Genomic DNA, 16864 nt, shown 5'->3' on the forward strand with positions numbered 1-16864 from the left:
TGTTAGATAAGTCACCGCTGAGTTATAGTAGTGACTTGTTTAACCTCTTGTGGAATAGTTTATGTCACGTAACTTTGCAAAGAAACAATCTAAACGCTCATCCAACAAGCAAGAATTTCAAGATCAATCCATTGATCAGCGCTTTCACAAGATTCCAGACAAAATTGATCGTTCACCGATCACAGCATTAAAACCCAAGCAGCAGCAGTACATTAACGCCATTAAAAACTTTGACGTTACGTTCGCAACTGGACCTGCCGGCACTGGTAAAACCTACCTATGCGCAGCTCTAGCAGCACAGGAGCTTGACGCAAAGCGCATTGACAAGATCATCATTACTCGACCGGCAGTCGAAGCCGGAGAATCGTTAGGTTTTTTACCAGGCGAATTAGAAGAAAAGTTTGATCCATATCTCACACCATTCCGCGAGATATTAGATTTACGCCTAGGTAAAACATTTGTTGACTACTTGATTAAGAACAAGCGTATCGAGGCGGCTCCATTAGCGTTCATGCGTGGTCGTACCTTCACAAACGCTTGGGTGATTTTAGACGAAGCGCAAAACACCACACCGATGCAGATGAAGATGTTCCTGACTCGTATCGGCAAAGGCTGCAAGATGATTATTAATGGCGACGTTGACCAAAAAGACATCCCAGGCAAAAGCGGATTGGCGGACGCAATTGGGCGATTCAATCACATACCAGCAATTAAGCATGTGAAGTTCGATCGTGAAGATTCAGTCCGTCATGATTTAGTTCAAGATATTCTCTTGGGTTACGAAACAGAACCAGTGTAGCGCTTGAGTGTACTTGGATGAAAAGGGCGGTCTCGTGCCGCCTTTTTACTTGGGTGAGCTTGCTTGGGTGCCGCCGCTGTCTTCTATAAATACTTAACTATTATATAAACATGTAATACAGAAATAATTAAATACAGAATTAATGAAAAACGAGGCGAAACCTAATGACACACCCAATTAATATCGAGTTTTATGGCTCACAAGTCGGTTTCGACGAATGCGAAGTATTGGCCATTCAGAATATACATCACAAGCTTCTGATAAAAGAGGCGGCACTGTTCTCTAAAAAATGGTTTGACTACCGCTCAATGCATCCAACATTAGCGACTTACCTAGCGGTACATCACTACAACCGCGCTTATGGCTATTTTATGGGCGTAGCGATGGACAAAGGTAAGAAATACATGGCCGGCTTTCGCGGCAAAGACTTCATGCTTTCACGCGAAAAGCAATCCTTCTGGAAATTAAGGCAGCAAGCGGACGACACCGGAATACGATACGACTTCTTTATGTTGGAGGCGATGAAGTGGTGTATCGAGAACGGCTGGAGACAACCGCCGCGTCCAGCTCATATTTCAACGAATAATGACTTACTTATACAGGTAATGAATAAGTGGGAAATGGAAAGCAGGGCGAAGATTCAGTGGGCGACAGACTGTCGTTATCGCGCAGAGCTATTTGTTGGATCGCCAGACCAGCTCGCCTATGAGAATCATATTGCCACTCGCATCATGCAAAAGCCACATCCAAAATTCGCAATCTATGCAGCGCTGTACCAATATGACGCGCTTCGCATTGAGGAAGCGTTAAGACGTTTCCCTACCGAGACAATTAATGACGCTATGCATGTTTCCGTGATTTTCAGTCAAAAGTAAGTCACAACTGAACTATAATGTGACTGTTCTAATTCACAAACTAAATCGAGGTAAATTAAATGACCCCAGTTTCATCATCCGAAGTCCAAGCTAAACGTCTGCGGGAAGAGCAAATCGAAGAAGGGCGACGAATGGCAGTATCCAACTCAACAGATGAGTCGGCACCTGAATCAAGTAATCGCACAACGATTAGTCTTCCGTTCGGCAGCGTTCGCCCTAACTCAGCGACGTTAGAGCATTCAGTTTGGAAAGGCGATTCCAAAGAATCAGTGAAGCGCTACACGCCGGCAAAAGTGCCAAACAAAGTTCCGCTCAAGGGTCATGAAGCGTTTTTGAAAGCGCTTGAAATCAACAACGCCACAGTGCGTATTGAAAAGGCATCGACGGGAGAAATTATTGTTGGACGAGTAAAGCACTCTGATAAGTTTAGCGTCACGATTAATGCGCCAATCGCTTCAGCAGATTTTTTGTCTAATGTTACTCCAATTGACCGCGTCATATTCAAGCATGACATCAGCGAATTTGCGGCACTGACACCTAAGTCGGAATCAGCGCAATGACAACAGATGTCCTAGAAGTTGCAGAACAAGCTGTCTCGGACATGATTGCAGGCTCTTTTACGGGAGTTTCGCCAACTGCCAGTGCGCCGAGCGTCACACTTGAAGCAGATAAATACGAGTTCGATGCTGACTTTCAGCTCAAAGTCGCCACACATACTTTACGTGATCTGAACTTTATGCGTAAAGCTGGCCACTTGATCAAGCCAGAATACTTTGAAGATGTTGGCGTGCAAGCGATGGTCAACATGGCTTTGCGCTTCTATCAAAAGTGGGGAACAGTTCCGCAGACAGCGATTGCAGGCAAGCAGTTGCTTAGTGAAGACTTGACCGCAAAAGTGATTCGCGCCGACGTAAAGCCTTTAGCTTTAAGTGCTTTTAAGTCGGTGTTTGGCGCCAGCGCAGATTTAAGTAACGGTGATTGGGTTGCGGCTCAAGTTGCTGAATTTGCCCGTCATCAGGCCGTCTCGCAAGCCATCTACCAGTCCGTGAACCTTCTTGAAAAGAAGAGCTTCACCAAGATTGAGCAATTAATCAAGATGGCTACGGAAGTAGGCGTCAACGTAGATAGTAACGAGTATGACTACTTTGAAAAAATCGAAGAGCGTACACGCAAGCGGATAGACAAGGCAGCAGGAATATTACCGCCGTCCGGTATTACAACCGGACAGAACATGATTGATAACTTGTTGTATCACCGAGGTTGGGGTCGCAAAGAACTCTCAATCATCTTAGGGGGTGCCAAGTCAGGTAAGACCACCGCGTTAATCAACTTTGCAAAGGCGGCGGCATTGTCAGGTTTTAACGTCTTGTATGCGACCTTAGAGGTTGCGTCCGAGATTTTATCGGAGCGTCTTGATGCAACGATAACCGATATTGCCATTAAAGACCTTGGCTTAAAGATGCATGAAGTGCGCTCGAAAGTAGAAGCGGCGGTCGCTCGTTCAGGCAAATTTAAGGTACATGAGTATCCATCAGGAACTTTTACGCCAAACCAACTGCGTCAGCTAATCGAGCGTTACAAGTCACCGGCGCTGATGCCCGACGGCTCAACTCGCGATCCAATTAAGTTCGACTTGGTCGTAGTGGATTACGCAGACATTATGGCGCCAAACTTTCGTAGTACGGACACGATTGAAAATTCCAAAAACGTATATCTGGATTTACGGGCAATCGCTTTTGATGAAAACGTAGCGATGCTGTCCGCAACGCAGGGTAATCGTGAAGGCGCCAAAGCAACTGTACTGAATGCCACGCACGTCGCGGATGACTACAACAAAGTCCGCACCGTTGACATCATGATTTCTATCAACATGACGGAAGAAGAGCGCGCTAACGGCGAAGCCAGGCTGCACTTTGCTGCGTCAAGGAACCAAGAGGGCGGTATTACGATTTTCATTAAGCAAGAACTTGCCAAGATGAAATTTATAGCTTCTATTTTAAGGATCGAATAATGAACATTAGCTGCGTTTTATTGGTGGCTTACTTGAGCCTAATGGTGGGTCGTGCATTCGCTGACGGAGTTGGCACCGCTCTCGTATTTTTGCTGTGCTTGGGCATTCCAGCCTTGCTCGGCGTGTTGGCGGGTCTTAGCTTTAAAAAGCGTCACTAGCATGCGTTCTGACAGAGGCGATCTCAATGAGGCGATTGCTTCTCTCGACATGGAATACTGGCTTGACCGTGAGGGCGTGAACTACAAACACACTCGCGGATCAAGCGGTCGCCAGGCTAACGTAAAAGAGTGCCCTTGCTGCGGTAACTCCAAGTGGAAGGTCTACATTGGTCTTGAGTCGGGCTTAGGCAATTGCTTCGTCTGTGAGCAGAAATTTAGTCGTTGGGGGTTCATTCAGAACTACCTTGGCTTGTCGAATGTAGATACGGTCAACCATATCTTCGCGGCAGCAAAAGATCAAGGTTGGAGACCGCCACGCGTAACGTCGGTCGCAACATCGAACACAAATAAGCTTGCTTTGCCAGCATCGATCGCGTTGCCACATAACGGTCGCAATATGAAGTATTTGGAGAATCGCGGCATTACTAGCTCGATTGCGTCCTATTTTGGATTGCGTTACTCGCATGAGGGAAAGTTTAAATACAGAAATGATGATGGCAAAAGCATGGTTCAAGACTATGCCAAGCGAATCATTATTCCTATCTTTGATTTAGAAGGCGATCTGGTCAGTTTTCAAGGACGGGATATCACCGGCGAAGCAGAGAAGAAGTATTTATTTCCACCTGGATTTTCGTCAACTGGAACGCAGCTTTATAACGGACAAAACGCCATCGGTGCGGAGCATGTAGTAATCGGCGAAGGTGTGTTTGACGTGGCAGCGACCAAGATTGCGCTTGATGGCGATATGAAGTTGCGTGACGTAGTGCCGGTCGGAAGCTTCGGTAAGCATTTGTCGCATGGAGATAACGAGAGTCAGCTAGGCAAGCTCATGACGTTAAAAGAGCAAGGCTTAAAGTTCGTTACATTCATGTGGGACGGCGAAGACAAAGCGATTGATGCGGCGGTAGAAGCGGCGCTGATTGTGCATAAGTTTGGTCTGACGGCGCGAGTAGCAATTCTGCCAAAAGATAAAGATCCTAACGAAGTGGCGCCTTCGGTTGTTCGTGCTGCTTTTTGGCAAGCCGAGACAATTAATGCAGGCGTGGCGACGCGGTTACGGTTAAAGAAAAGGTAGTTTCGGCTATCTTTAAAATAAGTCATAACTGACTGTTAAAGCCTGAATCTGGTCAATATACTGTGACTTATAGAGAAAACTAAGCGAGGGCTAAATGTTCATGATTACAGAATCGGTGTACATGTTGCACACGCATGGCACCAAATTTTATGAAATGGTTTTGTTTGAAAAAGAGGGCGAAAACTCTGCCGTATTAATTAAGCGTTATGGGCCAGTCGGCGATAAAGATTCTGGCAGGCATGGACAAATAAAGATTGAGTCCGGCACAAACAATGAAATGGGTAATGCGTTTCAAGCGACATTAATAAAAAAGAACAGCATTCGAGATGGCGGTAGATACAACGCTAATCGAATTGGTATCCCTGCGATTCATAATGAACTGGGTAAAAAGTTTGGACACGACTCGACGCCATATTGGCAACATTACGGGCAGGGTAAAGCATTCAACTACTTAGATAATTGGAATAGCACAACGGATGAGAACTCAATTATTGAAGAAGGTTTGAACCAAGAAATTAAACCACCACGCGACGCCAATTGGGGCAGTTGGTAAAGAGGAGCAGCTATGAATGAAACTACAAAAAACTTTCCACCTTCTGCGTCGCATGGAGGCGATAACGCTTACTACCTAAAAGGCTGTGATCAGGTCGGGCATCAACCTTCTTATGCGGCATGTTTGTGGAAGATCGCAGAGACGGAAGCTAGCCGCCCGAACTCGCTGTTTGGCTCTTGTCCAGATGAAATACGAAGCGGTCGTTGTCAGGCGATCAATATGCGTCAGGAAGAGCAACTTAAAGGCGTTGCGCTGTACTACTTTCCGCGTCAGTTTATTCAGCATCAGGTCATCACTAACCTGACACCGGCAGAGAATATTCCACGCGTCAGTAAGCCAGTATCGCGTCCGGTGACGACTCTCGCAGCTACGACAAGCAAAGCGCCTCAAACCGCACAAGATAAAGAGTTCGACGGCGATCAGGGCTACGCGGCAGCAATTAATGCGGCAATGCAAGAGACGCTTGCAAGTGCAGGTCCATCGCCAGGCGATACACCCATCGACAGAACTATTAAAGCAGCCTCTTTGCCAAATTTTACTCAGCCAGAGTCGCAACCAGCTTTACGTACCAACACTCGACTGCCGATCAATCCTGGCGAATCACCTTTGCAGTATGCCCGCCGTATCGCAGCAACAAAAACCACTACCACTTTGGAGAATATATGAAACTGACCATGAACACGAATGAAGTATTAGCGTTAATTGATAGCATTGCCACAACGTCGGGCAAAAACGACAAAATTGCGATGCTAAAAGCGGCTGAGTCGTCAGACACGTTGAAGAAAGTATTGCAGGCGACCTACGACCCGACAATAACTTATGGCATTCGTGCCGTGCCCAACCGCACGGCTCTGCATGATACCGGCGAGCTATTTAATGAGCAGACCTGGAACATCCTGTCGCAGATGCGCAATCGCACACTGACCGGCAGCGTGATGCTCGCGGCGGTCGCCTATGAACTAGACCGCCTGTCGGTTGCGTCAGCCGAGCTATTAAAGCGCATCATGCTCAAAGACATGCGCGCTGGCTTCTCAGAAGAGACCTGCAATAAAGTTTGGCCAGGTTTATTGCCAGATTTTCCATATCAGCGTTGCTCTTTACCAAAAGATGCCAAGTTTGAAGAATGGGATTGGGATAGCGGCGTAATCAGTCAAGAGAAGGCTGATGGCATGTTCACGAACGTCAACTATGAGCATGGCGGCAATGTGTTTATTTTCAGTCGCGCTGGCAGCATGCTACCGATGGACAAGTTCGAATCTCTGGCTGCGGCAGTTCAGTCTTCGTTCCCTTCTGGAACGCAATCACATGGCGAGCTAATCGTGTATCGCGGTAGTGAATTACTGCCACGCGAAATCGGTAATGGCATCTTGACCAGCGTCTTAAAAGGCGGCGATTTTGGTGAGGGCGAATATCCGGTCTTTTTGGTGTGGGATCAAATTAACTTAGAGAGCGTCAAACCAAAGGGCAAATACATTACGCCGTACAAAATGCGTTTGGCTAACTTGATCGACCAATTACGCGGGAACACTAATAAGTCCATCAAAGTGATTGATACGCGTATCGTGAAAAGTCTGGAAGACGCGTACAAGCATTATGGCGAATTGCTGGCAAAAGGCAAGGAAGGCACGATCTTGAAGAAGCAGACCGCTATCTGGAAAGACGGCACAAGCAAAGAACAAATCAAACTCAAGTTGGAGTTTGAGTCTGACTTAGAAATCGTAGCAATCGTGCCAGGCAAGGACAACGGTAAAAACGAAGGACGCGCCGGTAGTCTGACGTGTAAGACAGCATGCGGTGGCTTGGTTGTTGACGTATCAATCAAAGGCGAAAAAATGCGTGATCAAGTAGACGCCAACCCGGACGACTGGGTCGGTCGCATTATGCCGGTCGTTGCAAATATGATTATGCGTCCATCCGAATCGAATCACCTTCATTCGCTTTTTTTGCCGCGCTTCTCTCAGTCAATCTACCGTACCGACAAAACAGTCGCCGACAACTTGAGCCGCGCTTACGAAAACGAAGCCGCAGCAAAAACGGGCGCCGCAATCTTGAAAAAAGCAGCGTAATTTTTCTAACAAATACAGGAATACGACAATGAGTGAAGACGAATTAAATGCACTGAAGGCTACAATGCCCTGGCAAGAGCGACTTTTTAACACCAATCGCGGCGTCATCGTACAGGTAGTTGATGTGAACGGTATGGAAGTGCCGCTGTTCACGATGACAAAGTTTCTTATTATGATCACCAACAAGCTGGCGCAACCAGTAAAGGAGCGTTCAAATGCGTAGCAGTCAGAAACCCACGCTGAAACACGAAACAATGGGAAAGTGTGATCCTCATGAAGTGTACGAGCATCCCGCTTTTGGCATGATCGGCATGGGCATCGTCAATGGTGGCGACTCTACGTTGTTTGGCTCCGATATTAAGCATGGTCAACGCATCACCATCACAATCAAAAAGGCAGAACATAAGCGCAATCTGTCGAATGATTGGTATTTCGGACGTGAAGAGCTAATTGAGGTTGAAATGAGCCATTCTCAGTTTGCTGAGTTCATGACGAACCCGAACCGTGGCGATGGGATTCCCTGCACAATTCAGCGCGTCAATCACGTTACGATGCCGAGTATCGAGCAGGTAGAAACAAAGCATGAAATGTTTCGCCGCGAAATCGAGCGCTCTGCAAAAGAGCGGTTGGCAAAAGCAGTAGAGAAGTGCGAACAGCTTGGCGCACTCATTGAGTCGGGTAAATTGCCAAAAGCCGAACTTCGTCAGATTCATGCAGACCTAAAGCGTGAATTGGCATATTTGCCAGGATCAGTTGGTTTCGTTGTAGAGCAGGGGCAAGAGGCGCTTGAAAGAGCGACGACCGCAGCAAAAATCGATATCGAGGCAACGATCAACAACCACGTCAACCGCTTAGGCTTAGAGACAGCAAAGGCATTAGGCATCGTCGGCCCTAATTACACTCAATCAACCGATTTAACCATCATAGAGGAGATTCAAGTATGAAGCGCATCACGACTCTCACAGGACCATCCTGTGCCGGCAAAAGCACTCTCGAAAACATGTTGGCTGAACGCGGCTGTTTAAAGGGCGTATCGACCACGACTCGCTCGCCACGCCCAGGCGAAAAAGAGGGCGTTGATTACTACTTCGTTAGCAAGTCCGAGTTCAAGCGTTTAGCCACTCAAGGCGCATTTATTGAAGCTGTACCTTTTGGTGAACACATGTATGGCATGTCAGTAATGGAAGTCAATCGTTTGTTTGCTCAAGGCGACCATATCGTCATCGTCTGCGAGCCAGTCGGTGCCGCGCAGATTCGGTTATGGGTCTCGGGGCAAGAAGACATTAAACTAACGCAGGCATTTGTGGATAATCCTAACTCTGTGATTGCTGAGCGTTTTTTGGATCGCGTTACAAAAGAAATGGCAGAAGTAGCTTCTAAAGGCAGTTCTGCCGACGCTTACGCTAAAGTCAGCAAGACTTACGCTGACCGCCTTAACATCATCATGACGGTAGAAAGTCACTGGCGTGAGAAAGCGACGGAGTACGATATGTATCTATCTCGCTTCGACGCTCAAAATTGTAATGCTGCCGCAGACCTTCTAGCAATCGGCGCTACGCATGCTTAGCTGATGTCATGTTATCCTTGAGCGCTGGAGGAAATTATGCCAATGCTCAAGGATGTAGGAAATTTAAGTAGTGTCGTCGGCGTGTCGCCGATATCAAAATCACCGATCTGGCATCAGTCGGTCGAAAAAATCACAGTTGTACAACTCCACGCTTTTATTAGGCGTATGAAGGACTTAGGTCTTCGTGACGAGGCTGAGACAGCAGTGGAAATTGTATTACGCGAAACCAAAAAGGCGGTCATTAGCAATCAGATCGCACCGCCACCATATCTCGACTTTCAACTAAAGCGAACCATCCAGCTAACAATCGGTGAGTTACGCAGAGGTCTTACTCACGCCGGTCAACCATACGCCTCGGCGATCATGTTCGCGCTAGAGCTTGGCTTAACGTCGAAGCAAGTTGCGTCTTTGACTTGGAAGCAGTTTCAACAGCTAGAAAAAGAGAATACTCTCACTCCGCTGGCGAGAGAAGCTTTCAAAGCGGCAGTGCGTAACATAGCAACGCCATATTTGTTTTGGGTAGAGAATGACTCAAAGCCAGTTGGCTTATTCTCGCTTGACGCAGTCGTCTTTGATAGCTTTGGTTTGGTTTGGGGTGAGCTTGAGGCTGGATACGCCAATCTTATTATGATTGATGGTGAGGCCAATTTACAGTCAATGGATTGTTTTTTACGAAGATGATTGATATACTCCGGTTTCTTTGTTTCGGGCTGTTTAGCCGAGACGGGGTGGATTAAAGAGTGGATAGGCTTATAAGTCCTTGATTCGTATAGAGGAACGACGGCCTGCAAAGCCGTTTAGAGCGGTTCGATTCCGCTCCCCGCCTCCAGAATAAATACGTCGTTTGACGTATGTTCGGCTTTAATGAGTAGCACACTAGTGCTGCTCGTTGAGTAGCGTGCCCGAGTGGTGAAATTGGTAGACACATCGGACTTAAAATCCGCCGCTTCGTTAATAGCGGGCGTGCCGGTTCAATTCCGGCCTCGGGCACCAAGTGTATTAGGTACTTAGTACCATAAAACCCCGCAAACCTAGAGAAATCAACGGTCTGCGGGGTTTTTTAATGTTTTGGTAAAACCGCAAATACCCGCATTAAAACACTATTTTCTGTTATTCATTCCCCGAAATTTCCCCACAAATTCCCCGCGTACCTCTATTATTCGTCGATTGATTATATTGTCGGGATAGTACGATGGCGTCATTTACAAAAACTGCTGGCGGCTGGCGAGCGCAAATTTCGATTAAAGGTGTCCGGGACTCTCGTACCTGGTCAACCAAGGCACAAGCAACTGCCTGGGCATCTGAGCGAGAAACTGAGCTGCGATCACAGGCGACCACTGGCATCGTCGCAGGTAAGACGTTTGAAGACGCTTGTCGTCGTTATGAGCTGGAGGTATCTAAATCAAAGCGAGGTTATCGCTGGGAGGCTTTGCGACTTGCGGCGATGGTTGATGTCAGATTTGACTCTGAACGCCTCGGAGACGTCTTGTTGATTGATCTGAGTGCGGATGTAGTAGGGCGTTGGCGCGATACGCGTTTGGCCACGATTAGCAAGTCTACGGGCAAACCTGTTAGCGGGTCGACCGTCAATCGTGAGATGAATCTCTTATCCCATGTTTTATCCACTGCGCGCAAAGAGTGGGGTTGGATCGCCAGCAGTCCGACGACGGATGTACGTCGACCCAAAGAATCTGCGGCCAGAGATCGTCGTGTGTCAGATGATGAGATTGAGCGTCTTTGTTTGACCTGCGGTTTTGATGAGCAGCCGGTGCAAACTAAAAATCAAGCAGTAGCTGTGGCATTTTTATTTGCCATTGAGACGGCTATGCGCGCCGGTGAGATCTGCGGTCTGCTGACCAACCACATCGATGGCCAAGTAGCGCACTTGCCCATGACAAAGAACGGTACTAAGCGTGATGTGCCGCTTTCAAAACGCGCTGTGCAACTACTCTCATTTTTGCCGGAGCCAGAAAATCCGCTTGACCCAATTTTTACTTTGGGATCTGACAGCCTCAGTACATTGTTTAGAAAAGCAAGGATGAGATGCTTGATTGATGATTTGACGTTCCATGACAGTCGTCATGAAGCAATTACGCGCCTAGCCAAGAAGCTTAATGTTCTCGACTTAGCGCGGATGGTCGGGCATAGGGATTTGAGGCAATTGCAGGTGTATTACAACGAGTCTGCTGCTGATATGGCAGCAAGACTCGATTAATGTCATGCTCTTCGTTCCTGGTGCTTCTCTGCCCACTTAATTACTTCTGTGGCTTTGTAAAGTGGATGGCCACGCTTCCCAGTTTCTGTCGGCAAGCGGATTGCTGCTGGAAAATCAGGTTTGCATGCAATGCGCTCACGCACTACTGACTCATTTCGTTTGAAAAATTGAGCAATGGTTGCTATGTCCCATAAATCAATATTTAATGGGATTGATGGTTTGATATGTTGAGCAACCGCTGCTGCTAATTTCTCGATTAAATCAGATTCGCTCATGATGTTTTCCTAAATGTTTTTGTCAGGTCCCGATCAACACTAAACCCACGGCAAAGCGCTAATCTGGCAAGCAATGCACGGTCGTGATGACTACTGGATGATTGGCGTAATAGCCCAAAATAACTGTTCGCTTTGGTGTGAAAATCCTGCTCTTTGGCTTGCTGCATTTGTCGAAGTGCTTCGCCCACGGCACGTCTGCGAGTTGTTGTGTGAAATGGCTTGATGACGTGGCCTACGAAGTCAACGCCACGCGCTACAGGTTGCAATATGGTCTTGCTGGTGTTAAGTCGTGCGCCTAGTTTTGCTGGTAGCCATGTGCTTATTTTTTCTAATGCATCGTTCAAAAAATCGGTTGAGTCGTGCAAGATAATGAAGTCATCGACGTAGCGGATATAGTGCTTCGCTTTGATCTGATGTTTGCAGAATTGGTCTAGCGCATCTAAATAAACGTTGGCAAAAAACTGGCTGGATAGGTTGCCGATGGGTAGCCCTAAGTGCGCAGGCTGGTTGGTTAATCGTTTGTGCGCCGGTACGCGTGACATCAGTGCGCGTGCGCCGCGCAAATCGTAGTGTTGGCGTGGATCGTGCCAAAGTATGGTGCTGGCCAACTTGATCCAGAATGGCTCTGTAATGCGTTTGGCAAGTTGGTCTTGCAGCACTTGTTTATCGATACTGACAAAAAAATTAGCCAGATCGCACTTTAAATAGTACGTTGGGCGTGACCAATTTTGTGATGCGCTGCGGATTTTGGCGGCAAGTCTATTGGCTGCATACAGCGTGCCGCGCCCAGGGATACAGGCGCAACTGTCGTGGATGAAAGCGGCGTAAAAACGCGGTGCTACTTTGTTATATAAAAGGTGATGCGCGATACGGTCTCTAAAATCGGCGGCCCATACTTCACGCGCTTTGGGCTTGGTGACGACGAAGCATATTGATTTGCCTGGTATATAGCTGCCGTCGATCAGATCAGCATAAAGGCTAATTAGATTCCTTTCTAGGTTCTGCTCAAAAGCGAGTGCGGTTGGCGTGTTGCGTTTGTGCTGGCGACAATCGTGGTACGCCTGCACTAGGTCTTCAAAAGAAAATTCAGCATGATTTACATCGGTTTGATCTGCGGACTGCCCGGGCACTGTACTCATTCGACTTGTGATTGTTGTTCTGGTTGCCGTTGTTGAAATTCTGCATCCATGCGTAATCGGCGTTGTCAGCGTTCTGCGTCGGTACGTGCTATTTATGTCATCTTGCCGAAGGCTAAACCGATCAGCAAGAGAACTGCGCCAGACCTGCTGGTACGCCACCAGTGGTGTCTGCGATGCGCTTGGCGGTACGCTCTTGGCGTAGCGGCACGACCAGATAAAATTTCGCACTGTCAAGATGGCCTTAGTCATCATGCTGCTGGCGACGATGCTTTGCGCCATCCATTGGCTTGCTTGCCGATGGCGTCGGTGAGCAGGACTGATGATGCATACTGGCTGTTGGAAATAAATTTCATATCCTTGGCTAGTCTGATCAACAGTTCTGCTTCCATTACGCGCTCTAACATTTCATCTAAATGCGCTAATTTGTTGCGTGCTGCATTTGCTTTTGCAACTAATAAAACGATGCGAACGCATGCATCTTGAATTGCCTCACCTATCGATCCTTTGACGGAGCGTGGGAAATTCTTGACCAATAAGCTTGCCGCTTGCAATAACTCGTAAGATGATTTGTAGATCGGTAAATCTGTATGAATGGCCATGCTGAATCTTTAAAAAATTTTAAGCGCTGCGCGCTAAATTATTGAATGATTAAATTACTGATTCTCTGCGGACTGCCCGGGCACTGTACTCATCCGACTTGCGACTGCCGTCCTGGTTGCCGTAGCCGAAACCCTGCACCCATGCGCAAGCGGCGTTGCCAGCGTACTGCTCATTTGTCCAGTGCCATACCGGTTTAAATTGATCTTTCATTGTGGCGAATAACAATGCGGACTCGCACCGATTGGGTAGGTCGCCACCGATGGACTTTGCCCACTCCATCGCGTCTTGCCAGCTCACGTCTTCTTTTGTGCCTGCAAGTAAAAATATGTGTTCATGTTTGCTACCATCGGCGCTGATGATGATGCCCAGATGTTGTTCGCCTGGCCTTGCGGCTGGTGCGTTGATCGTCAGTGGAAATAGGTTTGCCACTTTTGCTTTTGCCTCAAATTTAGCGATCATTTCTGCTACTTTGTGATGCTCTGTTTTTATGTCGTCTAGTGTGATGGTCATGATTTAATCCGGTTAGATTGGTAAAAAATTTCAAGCGCTGCGCGCTGAATTATTGAATTATTGAATGATTAAAACTCTGCGGACTGCCCGGGCACTGTACTCACTCGACTTGTGACCGTAGTCCTGGTAGCCGTCGTTGAAATTCTGCAACCATGCGTAATCGGCGTCGCCAGCGCCCTGCGTAGAACTCCAGTGCCAAGTAGTATCAAATGCCTCTGTGCCGCCTTCTTTAAATTCGTTTGCGACAGTTTGGGTTGGTGATTGTTCTGTGTATGGATAGCCTGGGGGTACACTGCTCGGATTGTCGCCAGCGCGGAACATATTGTCGGTGTAATTGCTGGGCTTCAGATAGCGGTAACACAGCTCTAATTCATCACGGCTTGGCAGATGCCAATCTTGGAAACCACCGGCATTCATACGTAATATATTTTTCGCTAAATTGCTATGAGCAACGGCCATTGCCAACGTATTTGATCTACCGTCGTTGTAGCTAGATGCGTCACTACCATCTTTGCCATCGCTTGGTTTATTACTCCAAACATCAACAAAACCACCCTCTTTCTTTGGACTAACGATCAGTGCGTATAAATCTCCCTTCAGCATAAAGCGGCCTACGTAATAGCCGCCTTGTAATGGTGTTCCCGGTGTTGTTGGTACTTCGTTGAGTTTTAACATTTCATTCGTCCTTTAATTTTTAGGTATAAAAAACTACTTGGTTGGCTCTGCGTAGACCAAACCTTGGTCTACGCGGTCCCGTACTTCATAAATCACTTTGACCATGCGGCCTTGTGTGACTGATGCGCATTGCTGGTCGTGTATTTGCAGTGCGTTGCGGATGGTGTCGATGTCTGCACCTGCGTAGCGCCATGCGCCTGTGCGTTCGCCGCGTAGGCGGGCGGCGAATGAGGCGTCTAGGGCGCGCTTGAATACATCGATGGCTTCTTCGTTGACGCCTTCTTCGCACATCACTACGCCGATATTTAAGCTGCCTGTGACAATGTTCCAGTCGTACTCTGTGCTGTCGTGGAACAGCATATTGTCGAAGGCGAGCCAGTAGCCAAGGCCAAGATCAGTCAATTGATTTTGGCTCATGGGCTGTTTGTCCGTGAGTGTGCGCAAGCCTCCCATGGGGTCTATCGTGCGTTGGCGATATGGGCTGCACCGTTTTTGTTTTGCTCGTTTGCTCATGACGTTGCCTTGTGGATTGCACGATTAAACCAACGGCGAATCACGTAAGACCGGGTGATCGATATCGCTGTGTAGAACACACCTAAGATCAGGTTTTGTTGAAGCGATATTTGCCAGCCAAAAATAGGGAAAATAAAAAAGTTGGCGAGCATGTTGATGGTGTAGCCGATCAGCACATTGATGATGGCTTCTAGTAGTGATCCCTTCTTGGTCTGACTCATGCTAATTTCCTCAAGTTGATTAGTGGTTCGCAGCAATCCATTTCAGCTTCGCCCGACAATGTCACTTGTACGATGGCATGTTGCTGACCGTTGGTCAGGCAGCGCATGAGCTGGTGAATCGTGCCGGTGACTTCGCCAAAAATGTGGCACCGGAATGCCACTTTGTCGCCCGTTTTTAAATCAATTGGAATCATGGCTTGCCGAGAAGTACCGTGTAGCCTGAGTCTGCCGCTTTGGTGATGTAGTCCTTGAAAGCGTCTTCAATGGCGTTATCTGCGCGGTCTAATTCATACCAAAATTTGACCTTGCCGCCACCTAAGCGGTACTTGAGTCGCGCGCGTAATTTGTAGCCACTACCGTTTTTGAATAGGCGCACGCCGATAGAGAATTCACGCGGTATGTCGATGTTGCCGTTGCCTGCGCGAGCGTCAATATTTTCTGTGTATGCTAGTTGCACTTGTCCGTTATCTAAGCGGCGGCTGCTGCTAAAATTGACATCTGTTTTAGCTTGTAGAGTCAGGGCAATACTGAGCAATGTCTCGCCCGATGGTTCGGCAATATCGGCAATGTTGTCTTCTAAAAAGACAGCGAATGCTTCTTGCTCTTTTGGCTCTTTATTACTGTTAAGCCAAATTAAAAATTCACGTGATTTTTCAGCTTTGAATACAGCACGATGGTCGCGCCAGCCGGTTGATGCACTTTCTCGATAGTCATTAAAAACAGCGGTCAGCGTGCAGGCTTCGGGATCTGCATAGATGTAGCCAAGATGGCTCATATTTTGGTCTTTGACGTACTGAATAAAGCTGTCTATATCCGATAGATGCGCGGTCCCTTTTTTGCGATTTGGCGCTTGTTGTGCGCGCTCAACTACATCAGTAATATCGATATGCTTGTAGCCGTCTGGCACGATCAGATGATCTGTTCCAGCATAAGTTTGTATTGCTACGGAGGCATGCGCTAGCTCTGTAATACGGTCAATCGTATCTGGGCTGATATGTAATTGATCGGCAGTTGTTCTGGTGAGTACTTCAGTCATTATTTAGCCTCTTTAAATTGAGCTGGTGCGGTTGGTGTGGCGTCGCGCAATTCGAGATTGCCTTGACGCGGATGATTGCGGGACAGATCGCCGTCGTCGGTGAGCCAGTAAATATCCTCGCCCCGCTCTGGCTTGGGCTGCGTGATCGTTATCACGTCGGCGATCGTGATTTTGTCAACGTCTGCGCCACGTGTTGCAGGTTTGATCTTGAGTTTTAAGCTGATCTCACCGCCTTTGCCGGTTTCTTTTACCTGGGCGACTAGTTCGCCAAAGAGCTTGGTAAATTCGGCATGGACTCTTCCATCCCGAAGGTCTTGCAGCACGACTGCAAATGCTTTGTGTGACATGGTTTTACTCCTGTTGGTTGTTAATCGTTGTCGTTGGCTTGCATTTTTTTAAGATCAAATCGGTCGCGCTGGCGCATGTGGATGCGGGCGCGGTTTTCAATAATTCTTTTTAAAATCGGGTCTTTTAAGGCGGCATCCAACGGCTTGGCAATCGGCAAATTGTTATAAGCGATTTCCAGTGCGGCGCGGTCGGGTTGGATGCGTGCCATGGTTATCGTGCGATGATCGC

The 16864-nt window shown here is 47.6% G+C and carries 25 protein-coding genes and 2 tRNA genes; 16 read left to right on the plus strand and 11 right to left on the minus strand.

The annotated features are described in order from the left end of the window. The first annotated feature begins 61 nt into the window (after positions 1-61). The 16 genes from QN395_RS03485 (at position 62) to QN395_RS03560 (ending at position 11319) form a co-directional block, all read left to right on the plus strand. Positions 62-799 carry a PhoH family protein gene (locus QN395_RS03485; protein ID WP_322118698.1) on the plus strand — a complete coding sequence of 246 codons (738 nt, stop codon included), beginning with the start codon at positions 62-64 and terminating at the stop codon, positions 797-799. Positions 800-963: 164 nt separating this feature from the next. Then, positions 964-1674, plus strand: a complete 711-nt coding sequence (locus QN395_RS03490) for a hypothetical protein (RefSeq protein ID WP_322118699.1) — start codon at positions 964-966, stop codon at positions 1672-1674. Positions 1675-1733: 59 nt separating this feature from the next. Then, entirely contained in the window at positions 1734-2234 is a 501-nt protein-coding gene (locus tag QN395_RS03495; protein WP_322118700.1) for a hypothetical protein, read from the plus strand. Continuing rightward, positions 2231-3685: a DnaB-like helicase C-terminal domain-containing protein gene (locus QN395_RS03500; RefSeq protein ID WP_322118701.1), complete on the plus strand. Its 1455-nt coding sequence runs from the start codon at positions 2231-2233 to the stop codon at positions 3683-3685. Before QN395_RS03495 ends, QN395_RS03500 begins: the two co-directional genes overlap by 4 nt. Then, entirely contained in the window at positions 3685-3843 is a 159-nt protein-coding gene (locus tag QN395_RS03505; protein ID WP_322118702.1) for a hypothetical protein, read from the plus strand. The genes QN395_RS03500 and QN395_RS03505 overlap by 1 nt, the downstream gene beginning before the upstream one ends. A 1-nt stretch (position 3844) precedes the next feature. Further along, positions 3845-4918, plus strand: coding sequence for a hypothetical protein (locus QN395_RS03510; RefSeq protein WP_323491667.1), 1074 nt, complete (start codon positions 3845-3847; stop codon positions 4916-4918). 94 nt (positions 4919-5012) lie between these two features. Next, positions 5013-5471: a hypothetical protein gene (locus tag QN395_RS03515; RefSeq protein ID WP_323491668.1), complete on the plus strand. Its 459-nt coding sequence runs from the start codon at positions 5013-5015 to the stop codon at positions 5469-5471. A gap of 12 nt (positions 5472-5483) precedes the next feature. Then, positions 5484-6137 carry a hypothetical protein gene (locus QN395_RS03520; RefSeq protein ID WP_322118705.1) on the plus strand — a complete coding sequence of 218 codons (654 nt, stop codon included), beginning with the start codon at positions 5484-5486 and terminating at the stop codon, positions 6135-6137. Beyond that, positions 6134-7537, plus strand: a complete 1404-nt coding sequence (locus tag QN395_RS03525) for a hypothetical protein (RefSeq protein ID WP_323491669.1) — start codon at positions 6134-6136, stop codon at positions 7535-7537. Before QN395_RS03520 ends, QN395_RS03525 begins: the two co-directional genes overlap by 4 nt. Before the next feature lie 28 nt (positions 7538-7565). Further along, the gene (locus QN395_RS03530; protein WP_323491670.1) at positions 7566-7760 is read left to right on the plus strand and encodes a hypothetical protein; all 195 of its coding nucleotides are present in this window, start codon (positions 7566-7568) and stop codon (positions 7758-7760) included. Beyond that, a complete protein-coding gene (locus QN395_RS03535) occupies positions 7753-8481 on the plus strand; it encodes a hypothetical protein (RefSeq protein WP_323491671.1) in 729 nt (242 codons plus the stop codon). The genes QN395_RS03530 and QN395_RS03535 overlap by 8 nt, the downstream gene beginning before the upstream one ends. Continuing rightward, positions 8478-9104, plus strand: a complete 627-nt coding sequence (locus QN395_RS03540) for a guanylate kinase (protein WP_323491672.1) — start codon at positions 8478-8480, stop codon at positions 9102-9104. Before QN395_RS03535 ends, QN395_RS03540 begins: the two co-directional genes overlap by 4 nt. 36 nt (positions 9105-9140) lie before the next feature. After that, positions 9141-9785 (plus strand): hypothetical protein, encoded by a 645-nt coding sequence (locus QN395_RS03545; RefSeq protein WP_323491673.1) that lies wholly within the window; start codon positions 9141-9143, stop codon positions 9783-9785. Positions 9786-9826: 41 nt separating this feature from the next. After that, positions 9827-9933: transfer RNA gene (locus QN395_RS03550), tRNA-Cys, on the plus strand. A gap of 71 nt (positions 9934-10004) precedes the next feature. After that, positions 10005-10097, plus strand: a tRNA-Leu gene (locus tag QN395_RS03555). A gap of 199 nt (positions 10098-10296) precedes the next feature. After that, positions 10297-11319, plus strand: coding sequence for a site-specific integrase (locus QN395_RS03560; RefSeq protein ID WP_323491674.1), 1023 nt, complete (start codon positions 10297-10299; stop codon positions 11317-11319). 2 nt (positions 11320-11321) lie between these two features. Here the strand turns inward: QN395_RS03560 and QN395_RS03565 are convergent, their stop codons facing one another. From QN395_RS03565 to QN395_RS03615, 11 genes are read right to left on the minus strand one after another with little or no spacing between them, the layout of a single operon-like run. Then, a complete protein-coding gene (locus tag QN395_RS03565) occupies positions 11322-11594 on the minus strand; it encodes a hypothetical protein (protein WP_322118712.1) in 273 nt (90 codons plus the stop codon). After that, entirely contained in the window at positions 11591-13012 is a 1422-nt protein-coding gene (locus QN395_RS03570) for an RNA-directed DNA polymerase (RefSeq protein WP_323491675.1), read from the minus strand. The genes QN395_RS03565 and QN395_RS03570 overlap by 4 nt, the downstream gene beginning before the upstream one ends. Then, positions 12982-13332 (minus strand): four helix bundle protein, encoded by a 351-nt coding sequence (locus QN395_RS03575; protein WP_323491676.1) that lies wholly within the window; start codon positions 13330-13332, stop codon positions 12982-12984. Before QN395_RS03575 ends, QN395_RS03570 begins: the two co-directional genes overlap by 31 nt. 49 nt (positions 13333-13381) lie before the next feature. Next, complete coding sequence (locus QN395_RS03580; protein WP_323491677.1) at positions 13382-13843, minus strand: DUF1566 domain-containing protein; 462 nt, start codon at positions 13841-13843, stop codon at positions 13382-13384. 57 nt (positions 13844-13900) lie between these two features. Continuing rightward, positions 13901-14518 carry a DUF1566 domain-containing protein gene (locus QN395_RS03585; protein ID WP_323491678.1) on the minus strand — a complete coding sequence of 206 codons (618 nt, stop codon included), beginning with the start codon at positions 14516-14518 and terminating at the stop codon, positions 13901-13903. Between the two features lie 33 nt (positions 14519-14551). After that, the gene (locus tag QN395_RS03590) at positions 14552-15031 is read right to left on the minus strand and encodes a hypothetical protein (RefSeq protein ID WP_322118716.1); all 480 of its coding nucleotides are present in this window, start codon (positions 15029-15031) and stop codon (positions 14552-14554) included. Continuing rightward, a complete protein-coding gene (locus QN395_RS03595) occupies positions 15028-15252 on the minus strand; it encodes a hypothetical protein (protein ID WP_322118717.1) in 225 nt (74 codons plus the stop codon). Before QN395_RS03595 ends, QN395_RS03590 begins: the two co-directional genes overlap by 4 nt. Continuing rightward, positions 15249-15446 carry a hypothetical protein gene (locus QN395_RS03600; RefSeq protein WP_322118718.1) on the minus strand — a complete coding sequence of 66 codons (198 nt, stop codon included), beginning with the start codon at positions 15444-15446 and terminating at the stop codon, positions 15249-15251. The genes QN395_RS03595 and QN395_RS03600 overlap by 4 nt, the downstream gene beginning before the upstream one ends. Next, complete coding sequence (locus QN395_RS03605; RefSeq protein ID WP_323491679.1) at positions 15443-16288, minus strand: DUF2303 family protein; 846 nt, start codon at positions 16286-16288, stop codon at positions 15443-15445. Before QN395_RS03605 ends, QN395_RS03600 begins: the two co-directional genes overlap by 4 nt. Beyond that, entirely contained in the window at positions 16288-16635 is a 348-nt protein-coding gene (locus QN395_RS03610) for a hypothetical protein (RefSeq protein WP_322118720.1), read from the minus strand. Before QN395_RS03610 ends, QN395_RS03605 begins: the two co-directional genes overlap by 1 nt. Positions 16636-16655: 20 nt before the next feature. Beyond that, the gene (locus QN395_RS03615) at positions 16656-16844 is read right to left on the minus strand and encodes a hypothetical protein (protein WP_322118721.1); all 189 of its coding nucleotides are present in this window, start codon (positions 16842-16844) and stop codon (positions 16656-16658) included. Positions 16845-16864 lie beyond the last annotated feature (20 nt).

It is taken from the genome of Undibacterium sp. RTI2.2 (assembly GCF_035018705.1).
In the GTDB taxonomy this organism is placed as follows: Bacteria; Pseudomonadota; Gammaproteobacteria; order Burkholderiales; family Burkholderiaceae_D; genus Undibacterium.

Excerpts from the sequence above, each read along its gene's own strand:
- QN395_RS03485 (WP_322118698.1), top strand. The coding sequence starts at position 62 with ATGTCACGTAACTTTGCAAAGAAACAATCTAAACGCTCATCCAACAAG.
- QN395_RS03490 (WP_322118699.1), top strand. The coding sequence starts at position 964 with ATGACACACCCAATTAATATCGAGTTTTATGGCTCACAAGTCGGTTTC.
- QN395_RS03495 (WP_322118700.1), top strand. The coding sequence starts at position 1,734 with ATGACCCCAGTTTCATCATCCGAAGTCCAAGCTAAACGTCTGCGGGAA.
- QN395_RS03500 (WP_322118701.1), top strand. The coding sequence starts at position 2,231 with ATGACAACAGATGTCCTAGAAGTTGCAGAACAAGCTGTCTCGGACATG.
- QN395_RS03505 (WP_322118702.1), top strand. The coding sequence starts at position 3,685 with ATGAACATTAGCTGCGTTTTATTGGTGGCTTACTTGAGCCTAATGGTG.
- QN395_RS03510 (WP_323491667.1), top strand. The coding sequence starts at position 3,845 with ATGCGTTCTGACAGAGGCGATCTCAATGAGGCGATTGCTTCTCTCGAC.
- QN395_RS03515 (WP_323491668.1), top strand. The coding sequence starts at position 5,013 with ATGTTCATGATTACAGAATCGGTGTACATGTTGCACACGCATGGCACC.
- QN395_RS03520 (WP_322118705.1), top strand. The coding sequence starts at position 5,484 with ATGAATGAAACTACAAAAAACTTTCCACCTTCTGCGTCGCATGGAGGC.
- QN395_RS03525 (WP_323491669.1), top strand. The coding sequence starts at position 6,134 with ATGAAACTGACCATGAACACGAATGAAGTATTAGCGTTAATTGATAGC.
- QN395_RS03530 (WP_323491670.1), top strand. The coding sequence starts at position 7,566 with ATGAGTGAAGACGAATTAAATGCACTGAAGGCTACAATGCCCTGGCAA.
- QN395_RS03535 (WP_323491671.1), top strand. The coding sequence starts at position 7,753 with ATGCGTAGCAGTCAGAAACCCACGCTGAAACACGAAACAATGGGAAAG.
- QN395_RS03540 (WP_323491672.1), top strand. The coding sequence starts at position 8,478 with ATGAAGCGCATCACGACTCTCACAGGACCATCCTGTGCCGGCAAAAGC.
- QN395_RS03545 (WP_323491673.1), top strand. The coding sequence starts at position 9,141 with ATGCCAATGCTCAAGGATGTAGGAAATTTAAGTAGTGTCGTCGGCGTG.
- QN395_RS03560 (WP_323491674.1), top strand. The coding sequence starts at position 10,297 with ATGGCGTCATTTACAAAAACTGCTGGCGGCTGGCGAGCGCAAATTTCG.
- QN395_RS03565 (WP_322118712.1), bottom strand. The coding sequence starts at position 11,594 with ATGAGCGAATCTGATTTAATCGAGAAATTAGCAGCAGCGGTTGCTCAA.
- QN395_RS03570 (WP_323491675.1), bottom strand. The coding sequence starts at position 13,012 with ATGGCGCAAAGCATCGTCGCCAGCAGCATGATGACTAAGGCCATCTTG.
- QN395_RS03575 (WP_323491676.1), bottom strand. The coding sequence starts at position 13,332 with ATGGCCATTCATACAGATTTACCGATCTACAAATCATCTTACGAGTTA.
- QN395_RS03580 (WP_323491677.1), bottom strand. The coding sequence starts at position 13,843 with ATGACCATCACACTAGACGACATAAAAACAGAGCATCACAAAGTAGCA.
- QN395_RS03585 (WP_323491678.1), bottom strand. The coding sequence starts at position 14,518 with ATGTTAAAACTCAACGAAGTACCAACAACACCGGGAACACCATTACAA.
- QN395_RS03590 (WP_322118716.1), bottom strand. The coding sequence starts at position 15,031 with ATGAGCAAACGAGCAAAACAAAAACGGTGCAGCCCATATCGCCAACGC.
- QN395_RS03595 (WP_322118717.1), bottom strand. The coding sequence starts at position 15,252 with ATGAGTCAGACCAAGAAGGGATCACTACTAGAAGCCATCATCAATGTG.
- QN395_RS03600 (WP_322118718.1), bottom strand. The coding sequence starts at position 15,446 with ATGATTCCAATTGATTTAAAAACGGGCGACAAAGTGGCATTCCGGTGC.
- QN395_RS03605 (WP_323491679.1), bottom strand. The coding sequence starts at position 16,288 with ATGACTGAAGTACTCACCAGAACAACTGCCGATCAATTACATATCAGC.
- QN395_RS03610 (WP_322118720.1), bottom strand. The coding sequence starts at position 16,635 with ATGTCACACAAAGCATTTGCAGTCGTGCTGCAAGACCTTCGGGATGGA.
- QN395_RS03615 (WP_322118721.1), bottom strand. The coding sequence starts at position 16,844 with ATGGCACGCATCCAACCCGACCGCGCCGCACTGGAAATCGCTTATAAC.